Genomic DNA, 8,279 nt, shown 5'->3' with positions numbered 1-8,279 from the left:
TCGACGGCATACTCCTGACTCGCGCACGGGGACTCCGCAAAAAGCCTCGTCGTTTTGCATCCTTGATCAGGGAACAGTCTCATGAACACCGAAATGCTCCGCAAGCTGGCCGTCGCCGCTGCCGCCGTCGCCGCTCTGTCGGTCGCCGCTTGCCAACAAAAGCAAGAAGAAGCCGCTCCGGCCGCCGACGCCGCCGCCGAAGCTCCGGCCGCTGCTCCGGCTGACGCCGCCGCGACCGCCGCTGCCGACGCCGCCGCTGCTCCGGCCGCCGACGCCGCCGCCGCCCCGGCCGCCGACGCCGCTGCTGCTCCGGCCGCCGCTGCTCCGGCCGCCGCCGCCCCGGCGGAAGCTCACTAAGCTTCCACGCGGCAACGCGTTAAGGAGAGGGTCGCCCGCGAGGGCGGCCCTCTTTCTTTTTGGGCGAAGGGTCATGAGCGCAGATCCCCCGGCCGACGCCGAACGCCCGCTCGCCGGCAGCTGCCTGGACTGGGGCGACGACGGCCAGCCGCGCTCCCGCCTCTACGGCGACGTCTACTTCTCCACCGAAGACGGCCTGGCGGAGAGCCGGGCGGTGTTCCTGCAAGGCTGCCGCCTGCCCGAGGCCTGGCGGGGGCGGCGCCGGTTCGTGGTCGGCGAACTCGGCTTCGGAACCGGGCTCAACATCCTCGCCCTGCTCGACCTTTGGCGGCGCAGCCGGCAGGCCGGCCAGCGGCTGCACGTCCTCACCACCGAAGCCCACCCGATCGGCGCCGACGAAGCGGCCCGCGCTCATGCCCGCTGGCCGGAGCTCGCCGAGCTCTCGGCGGCCTTGCTGGACCACTGGCCGGGCCGGGCCCGTGGCGTGCACCGCATCGACCTGCCGGCGCTCGGCGCCACCCTGGACGTCGCGGTGGGCGAGGCGGGCGAGAGCCTGGCGGGCTGGACGGGCCGGGCCGACGCCTGGTTCCTCGACGGCTTCTCGCCCGCCCTCAACCCCGCCATGTGGCGCGACGAGCTGATGGCCCTGGTCGGCGCGCGGTCGGCGCCGGGAGCCCGCGCGGCGACCTTCACCGTCGCCGGCCACGTCCGCCGCGCCCTCGCCGCCGCGGGCTTCCAGGTCGACAAGCGGCCGGGCTTCGGGCGCAAGCGCGAACGGCTGGAAGCGGCGTTTCCCGGCGTCGCCGCCGAGACGCCGGCGCGGCGGGTGGCGATCGTCGGGGCGGGGATCGCCGGCGCGGCGCTGGCGCGGGCGGTCCGCGTCCTCGGCGGCGAGGCGGTGGTGGTCGACGCGGAGGGACGCGGGGCGGGCGCCTCCGGCAACCCCGCCGCCCTGGTCACGCCCAGGCTCGACGCCGGGCTCGGCGTTCCGGCGGCGCTCTTCGCCCGGGCCTTTGCGCGCGCGGCGGCGCTGTACGAGGCGGAGACGCCGGACGCGGTGATCGCCCGCGGGGTGCTGCAGCGCGCCCAGGCGCCGCGCGACGGGGCGCGATTCGCCAAGATCGCCGCCTCCGACCTGTTCGAGCCCGGCGCGCTGACGCTGAGCGACGCGGGCCTCTTCCAAGCCGCCGCGCTGACGGTCGAGCCGGCGCGGATCCTCGCCGGCTGGGCGCCGGACGTGGTTCCAGCCCGCGTCGCGGCCGTGGCGCGGGGCGGGGACGCCTGGGTGCTGCGGGACGCCGACGGGGCGGAGATCGCGCAGGCCGAGGTGGTGGTGCTGGCGGCCGGCCTGGCGATCCGGGACCTTTCTCCCGACCTTGCGCTGGCGGCGGTGCGCGGTCAGGCCAGCTGGGCCGCGACGGCGGAGCCGCCCGGGGCCATGGCCTGGGGCGGCTATGTCGCGCCGACGCGGCAGGGGCTGTTGTTCGGCGCCACCCACGACCGGGTGGATGAGGGCGTCGACATGCGGCCGGAGGACCATGCGCGCAACCTCGCGACGCTGGCGCAGGCGCTGCCGGAGCTGGCCGCGGCGCTGGCCGGCGGGCCGCTCGAGGGGCGGGCTGCGGTGCGGGCGGTGACGCCGGACCGGCTGCCGCTCGCCGGGCGGATCGACGATGGGCTTTACGTGCTCGGCGGCCTCGGATCGCGGGGGTTCAGCTTTGCGCCGCTGCTGGCCGAACATGTCGCGGCGCTGGCGCTGGGTGCGCCCTCTCCGCTGCCCGAGGCGCAGGCGCGGCTGGTCGATCCCCTCCGCTTTCGGGACCGCCGCGGCGGGCCTATATTGGCGGCAGGTTCGGGGGACACCCGCTTCAGGGACCGAACGCCATGAGACCCGCTTATTTCGCCTCGCTGGCCGCGCTTTTGGCGGCCATCCCCCTACCGCAGCTCGCCGGCGCGAGATCGCCGGCCGATCCGTCGGGCAAGCCGGCCCGCAGCTGCTTCTGGGCCGACGCCGTGAACGGTTTCGCGGCCGCCGACGACCGCACGCTGAACGTCCGGGTCGGCGTCCGCGACGTCTATCAGTTCGAGATGTTCGGCCCATGCCGCGACATCCGCTGGACCGAGCGGCTGGCGCTCGTGTCGCGGGGCGGCTCGAACATCTGCACCGGCCTCGACGCGGAGATCATCGCCCCCTCGCCGATCGGCCCGCAGCGGTGCCAGGTGCGGGCCGTGCGCAAGCTGACGCCGGCCGAAGTCGCCGCCCTGCCGAAGGGCGCGCGGCCCTAGACCTGGGCGCGGAACGGGTCGGCCGGATAGACGCCGAGGATCTCGAACTTCTCGGAGAAGAACTGCAGCTCCTCGAAGGCGCGGGCCACGTTGGCGTCCTCGGGCCGGCCGTCCACCTCGGCGTAGAAGAAGGTCGCGGTCCACGACCCGTTCTCCATGTAGCTCTCGAGCTTGGTCATGTTGACGCCGTTGGTCGCAAACCCGCCGAGGCCCTTGTAGAGCGCCGCCGGCAGGTTGCGGACGCGGAACACGAAGCTGGTCACGCACGACCGGTCCGCCGGCGGGGCGGCCGGCGCCTTGTCGGCGGTCATCACCAGGAAGCGGGTGGTGTTGTTGTGTTCGTCCTCGACGTCGCGGGCCAGGATCTCCAGCCCGTAGATCCGGGCCGCGAGCGCGGGGGCGAGGGCCGCCTTGGTCGGGTCGGGATGTTCCGACAGCAGCTTCGCCGCGCCGGCCGTGTCGCCCGTGCCTTCGGTGCGGAGTTTCAGGCTGCGGATCAGCTTGCGGCACTGGCCCAGCGCGATCGGCATGCTCATGGCCGTGCGCACGTCCTCGAGCTTCACGCCCGGGTTGGCCATCAGCTGGAAGTGGATCGGCTTGAACCGCTCGCCGATGATCTTCAGGCCCGACGACGGCAAGAGGTGGTGGACGTCCGCGACCCGGCCGGCGATCGAGTTCTCGACCGGGATCATGCCGAGGGCGCAGTCGCCGGACTTCACCGCCTCGAAGGCGTCCTCGAAGCTGGCGTGCGGGACCGGCTCGTAGTCGGGGAAGTGGGCGACGCAGGCCTCGTGGCTGTTGGCCCCCAGCTCGCCCTGGAAGGCGATGCGTTTCGTGGTCATGCCCCGGTCCTTGCGTAGTCTCGCGCCCGCTCAAGATCGGCGGGACTGTCGACGGAAATCGGCGCCTCGGCGGCGACGGCCGCCCAGATCGAAAGGCCCAGCTCCAGCGCCCGGAGCTGTTCCAGCTTCTCCCGCTGCTCGAGCGGCGACGGGGGGGAGGCGTTGAACTCGGCCAGGGCCGCGCGGCGGTAGCCGTAGATCCCGACGTGCCGCCAGATCGGCGCGTCGCCGTAGAGCGTCGAGCGGGTGAAATAGAGCGCCCGGCCCGCCGTGGCGCCCGGAGCGAGGGCCAGCACGGCCTTGACGACGTCGGGGTTGGCGCGGTCGCCGCGCCCGCTTTCCGGCGTCACCACCGTGGCGATGTCGCACCCCGCCTCGGCGGCCAGCAGCCCGGCGCAGGCTTCCACGACCGCCGGCTGCACGAACGGCATGTCGCCCTGCAGGTTGATGATGACGTCGTGGGCGCCCGCCGGGTCGAACGCCTCCAGCGCCGCGAGGATGCGGTCGGAGCCGGACGGCAGGCCCGGATCGGTGAGCACCGCCCGCCCGCCCGCCGCCTCGACGGCCGCGACGATCTCGGGGTCACCCGCCGCCACCGCGACGGGGCCGACGCCGGCGCGCTCGGCCTGGCGCAGCACACGGACGATCATCGGTACGCCGCCGATGTCCGCCAGCGGCTTCCCCGGCAGGCGGGTCGCGGCCATGCGCGCGGGGATGAGGACGATCGGGTTCATGGCCTAGCAGTGGGCGGTTGCGCGAGCGCCGGTAGCGTGTAAGAGAGCCGCACGCAACAAGGGGCGGGATTCCCGCGCGTTTCGCCGGTGTTCGCGCCGGCCGATAGAGGGCTTACTTAGTCACTATGAGCGACCTCACCGTCAACAAGATCGCCGGCGCCGTCCTGGCGACGGGTCTGGCCCTTGTGGGGCTGCGCGAGATCTCGGCCGGCGTGTTCGCGCCGCAGCACGTGGAAAAGCCGGGCTACCTGGTCGAGGTCGCCGAAGAAGGCGGAGCCGGCGGTGCGGCCGCCGAGGCGCCGATCGACTGGGGCACGGTCCTGCCGACCGCCGACGTCGCGGCCGGCGAGGCGACCTTCAACAAGTGCAAGTCCTGCCACACCATCGACCAGGGCGGCGCGAACGGCACCGGCCCGAACCTGTTCGGCGTCGTCGGCCACAAGCCGGGCAGCCACGCCGGCTTCGCCTATTCGGAAGCCATGGTCGCCCTGGGCGGCAAGATCGGCCAGTGGGACGACGCGCACCTGTCGGACTTCATCAGCGCTCCGCAGAAGTACCTGCCGGGCACCAAGATGACCTTCGTCGGCATCAAGAAGGCCGAAGAGCGCGTCAACCTGATCGCCTACCTGCGGACCAAGGGCGCCAGCCTGCCGGTTCCGGCCCCGAACCCGGCCGCCGCCGCGGCCCCCGCCGCCGACGCCGCCGCTGCGGCTCCGGCCGCTGCTGGGGATCCGACCGCCACCGGCTCGACGGCGCAGCCGGCGACGACCTCGGGCGGTCCGGCCGGCCAGGGCGCGGGCGCGCCGGCCCCCGGCGCTCCGACCGAGCAGCGCGGCGCCAGCGCCGCCAGCCCGACGGCGTCCGGCAACAGCCGCCAGTAGGGATCGGCGTTCAGAGCCGGCGGAAGGCCGTCGGCTCGCCGTACCCGTTTCCCGAGATCCGGGCGATCGCCGCGGCGAGCGGCTCGATCGAGACGGCCATGTGATGGGCGTTGGCGTGGATGATCCGCGCCGCCTGCCCCGTCCCATCCAGGCCGATGGCCACGTGGCCCTTCCAGAACACCAGGTCGCCCCGCGTGAACTCCGCATGCGGGATGGCGCGTCCAAGGGCGACCTGCTGATCGGTGTCGCGCGGACAGGCGCGACCGCAGGCGAACAGCGCCTGTTGCACCAGGCCGGAGCAATCAAGGCCCAGGCTCTCGCGGCCGCCCCACAGATAGGGCGCGGCCAGGAACCGTTCGGCGACCGTGGTCCAATCCGTCTCGACGACCCCGATCGGCGCAAGGTGGTCGGCGGCGATCCAGCCGGCGCCGGACGCCAGGGCCAGCCGACCTTCCGTCGCCTCGATCCGGACGAGGCTGTTGGCCGAATAGGGACCGAGGGCGCGTGACTTGATGCTCGGACCTTCGAAGGCATAGGTCCGCAGGGCCGCGATCCGGTGGGTCGGGGCGGGCCCGCGCGCCGCCAGGTCGGCGGCGGCCACGAAGCCGACATAGCCGCTGCGCCGGGCCTCGCCGAAGACGAAGGGACCCTCCTCTTCCAGGACCTCGAAGGGTTCGCCGAACAGCAGCTGGTCCATCTGCTCGGCCGAGGCTTGCGGCGCCCGCCGGATCGCGGCCGAGGGAACGGCGCCCTGCATGCCCCGGGTATCGAGATAGACCTCAGCCGGCACGAGCCCTTCCAGGCGGCGCGCGGCGATGCCGTCGCGCGCGAGGGTCAGGCGAGGATCGAGGCTCACGCGAAGCGCTCGCGGATCAAGCTGTAGAGTCCGCGGATCGCCTGGGCCTCGCCGCCGGCCGACCAGCCTGGCCGAGCCTTGTTGTTCCAGGCGAAGACGTCGAGGTGCGCCCACGGCCCGGCCGGCGCGAACCGCTTGAGAAACAGCGCCGCGGTCACTGCGCCAGCCTGGGCCCAGGCGTCGGGATCGTTCTTGAGGTCGGCGACGTCGGAATCGAGGGCCTCGTCGTAGGGCGCCCACAGCGGCAGGCGCCACACTGGGTCGCCGGCCGCCTGGGCATGGCGGGCGATGTCGGCGGCGAGGTCCTCGTCGGCGGTGAACACCGGCGGCAGCTGCGGCCCCAGCGCCACGCGCGCCGCGCCGGTCAGGGTGGCGAGGTCGAGGGTCAGGGCCGGCTCCAGCTCGGCGGCGCGGGTCAGGGCGTCGGCCAGGATCAGCCTTCCCTCGGCGTCGGTGTTGCCGACCTCGATCGTCAGCCCCTTGCGCGAGGCCAGCACGTCGCCCGGCCGCATGGCGTCGCCGGAGATGGCGTTCTCGACCACCGGGACGAGGATCGCCAGCCGCACCGGCAGGTTCGCGGCCATGATCATCCGGCCGAGCGCCAGGGCGTGGGCCGCCCCGCCCATGTCCTTCTTCATCAGCCGCATCCCGGCCGATGGCTTGATGTCGAGGCCGCCGGTGTCGAACACCACGCCCTTGCCGACCAGAGCGACGAGCGGGTCGCCGGCGCGGCCCCAGGCGATCTCGATCATCCGCGGGGCGCGTTCGGCCACCGCGGCCCGGCCGACGGCATGGACGGCCGGGTAGTTCGCTTCCAGCAGGCCCTCGCCTTCTATGACGGTGCAGGTCGCGCCGTGCTGCTCGGCGATCTCGCGAGCGATCGTCTCGATCTGCCGCGGGCCCATGTCGTTGGCCGGGGTGTTGATCATGTCGCGGGCCAAGGCGCAGGCGTGGGCCACCTGGCGCACCTCGGCGACGTCGCACCCGTCGACGACAAGCCGCGCCGCGCCGCCCTTGCGCGGCTTGTAGCGGTCGAACTTGTAGCTCCCGAGCGCGAAGGCCAGGGCGATCTGGTCGCGGAGCAACCCCCCGGGCGCCTGGGCGATGCGGTAGACGCCGGCGGTCAGCTTGGCCGGCAGCGCCCGGAAGGCCATGGCCTGCGGCTCGGTCCCGAGGCCGAACAGCACCGTGTGCAGGGTGCCGTCCTCGCCCGGGATCGCGAGCACCTGGCCGGCCTTGGCCTTGAACTCGGACATGGCCACGAACGCCGGGACGAACGGCGGCGTCGTCTCAAGCAGGCCGGGAAGCTCGGCCTCGGTGACGGCGTGGATCGGGACGGCGGTGTCGGCCGCCTCCAGGATGACTTCGGACATGCGGGGCCTAACGCGTGGGGCGGGAGACCCTTTCCTCTGTCGCAGATGGCCGGCGGCCGCAACCGGTCAGACGAACGGCGCGAGCCCGGCCATCAGCGGCGAGACGGGAACGGCGGCCAGGGCGCCGGCCGCGATGGCGACACCGTAGGGGACGTTCTCCCCCGGCGCGGCGAGGCGGGCGAACCAGGCCGGGCCGCTCATCACATAGGGCCGCAGCCAGACCGAGCGCAGGGTGATGAGGCCCATGGCCAGGGCGCCGCCGGCGAGACACGTGGCGACGAGGAAGGTCAGGCCGGCCGGCCAGCCGAGCCACAGGGCCGCCGCCGCGAACAGCTTGGCGTCGCCGCCGCCGATCCATCCGAGGGCGAACATCGCCATGCCGGCCAGGAGAGCCGCGAAGCCGATCCCCGCGTGAAGCGCCACGGAGGGCAAGGGCAGCGCCAGCAGCAGGGCGGCGAGCGGGAAGATGGCCAGCAGGGCCGCGGAGATCGCGTTGGGGATGGTGTAGCTGGTCGCGTCCTTCAGCGCCGCCATTATGACCAACGCCGGAAACGCCAGCACGACGCCGGCGGCGAGATACTGAATCATGCGGACCTCCGTCTGCCGCCACTATCCCGCCGAGGGGTGAACGGGCGGTTGCGGGCAAGAAAAAGCCCCCGACGTTTCCGCCGGGGGCCTGAACTGTCTGAGTATGGGGACTCTTAGCTCGGCAGTTCGTCGGTGACCTTTTCGAAGGTGTCCTGCAGGCCGGTGCCGAGGTTGGTCAGGGCGGTGACCAGCACGACCGCGACCAGGGCGGCGATCAGGCCATACTCGATGGCGGTGGCGCCGGACTCGTCCTTGGCGAAACGCGTGATGAACTTCGACATGATCTCTCTCCTTGCGTGGCAAGCGCCTGGCGACCCCCGCCCCGCGCCGATAACTCACGCAAGTTACCCCGGCTCGCTTAA

The 8,279-nt window shown here is 73.2% G+C and carries 10 protein-coding genes; 4 read left to right on the top strand and 6 right to left on the bottom strand.

The genetic code is table 11. The features are described from left to right. The first annotated feature begins 81 nt into the window (after positions 1-81). From ACILRF_RS12530 to ACILRF_RS12520, 3 genes are all read left to right on the top strand, one after another. The gene (locus ACILRF_RS12530) at positions 82-357 is read left to right on the top strand and encodes a hypothetical protein (protein ID WP_395673373.1); all 276 of its coding nucleotides are present in this window, start codon (positions 82-84) and stop codon (positions 355-357) included. 73 nt (positions 358-430) lie between these two features. Next, on the top strand, positions 431-2,245 hold the full coding sequence (gene mnmD, locus ACILRF_RS12525; protein WP_395673371.1) for a tRNA (5-methylaminomethyl-2-thiouridine)(34)-methyltransferase MnmD: 1,815 nt from the start codon (positions 431-433) through the stop codon (positions 2,243-2,245). Continuing rightward, positions 2,242-2,643, top strand: a complete 402-nt coding sequence (locus ACILRF_RS12520; RefSeq protein WP_395673369.1) for a DUF6491 family protein — start codon at positions 2,242-2,244, stop codon at positions 2,641-2,643. The genes mnmD and ACILRF_RS12520 overlap by 4 nt, the downstream gene beginning before the upstream one ends. Here ACILRF_RS12520 and ACILRF_RS12515 read toward each other — a convergent pair. Next, the gene (locus ACILRF_RS12515; RefSeq protein WP_395673367.1) at positions 2,640-3,485 is read right to left on the bottom strand and encodes a prephenate dehydratase; all 846 of its coding nucleotides are present in this window, start codon (positions 3,483-3,485) and stop codon (positions 2,640-2,642) included. The two genes, ACILRF_RS12520 and ACILRF_RS12515, sit on opposite strands and share 4 nt — an antisense overlap. Continuing rightward, the gene (locus ACILRF_RS12510; RefSeq protein WP_395673365.1) at positions 3,482-4,219 is read right to left on the bottom strand and encodes a 3-deoxy-manno-octulosonate cytidylyltransferase; all 738 of its coding nucleotides are present in this window, start codon (positions 4,217-4,219) and stop codon (positions 3,482-3,484) included. The genes ACILRF_RS12515 and ACILRF_RS12510 overlap by 4 nt, the downstream gene beginning before the upstream one ends. 125 nt (positions 4,220-4,344) lie before the next feature. Here ACILRF_RS12510 and ACILRF_RS12505 point away from each other — a divergent pair, with 125 nt between their 5' ends. Beyond that, positions 4,345-5,100, top strand: a complete 756-nt coding sequence (locus ACILRF_RS12505; RefSeq protein ID WP_395673363.1) for a c-type cytochrome — start codon at positions 4,345-4,347, stop codon at positions 5,098-5,100. Between the two features lie 10 nt (positions 5,101-5,110). Here the strand turns inward: ACILRF_RS12505 and ACILRF_RS12500 are convergent, their stop codons facing one another. The 4 genes from ACILRF_RS12500 to ACILRF_RS12485 form a co-directional block, all read right to left on the bottom strand. Continuing rightward, a complete protein-coding gene (locus ACILRF_RS12500) occupies positions 5,111-5,956 on the bottom strand; it encodes an NlpC/P60 family protein (RefSeq protein ID WP_395673361.1) in 846 nt (281 codons plus the stop codon). Beyond that, a complete protein-coding gene (locus ACILRF_RS12495) occupies positions 5,953-7,329 on the bottom strand; it encodes a leucyl aminopeptidase family protein (protein WP_395673359.1) in 1,377 nt (458 codons plus the stop codon). The genes ACILRF_RS12500 and ACILRF_RS12495 overlap by 4 nt, the downstream gene beginning before the upstream one ends. A gap of 66 nt (positions 7,330-7,395) precedes the next feature. Further along, positions 7,396-7,917: a prepilin peptidase gene (locus ACILRF_RS12490; protein ID WP_395673357.1), complete on the bottom strand. Its 522-nt coding sequence runs from the start codon at positions 7,915-7,917 to the stop codon at positions 7,396-7,398. Between the two features lie 113 nt (positions 7,918-8,030). Beyond that, positions 8,031-8,198, bottom strand: a complete 168-nt coding sequence (locus tag ACILRF_RS12485; protein ID WP_395673355.1) for a Flp family type IVb pilin — start codon at positions 8,196-8,198, stop codon at positions 8,031-8,033. Positions 8,199-8,279: the final 81 nt, after the last annotated feature.

The organism is Phenylobacterium sp. (assembly GCF_044236515.1).
Taxonomy (GTDB): domain Bacteria; phylum Pseudomonadota; class Alphaproteobacteria; order Caulobacterales; family Caulobacteraceae; genus Phenylobacterium.
The sequence above is the reverse complement of the archived record's forward strand: the minus strand, read 5'-3'. Positions and strand labels throughout refer to the sequence as shown.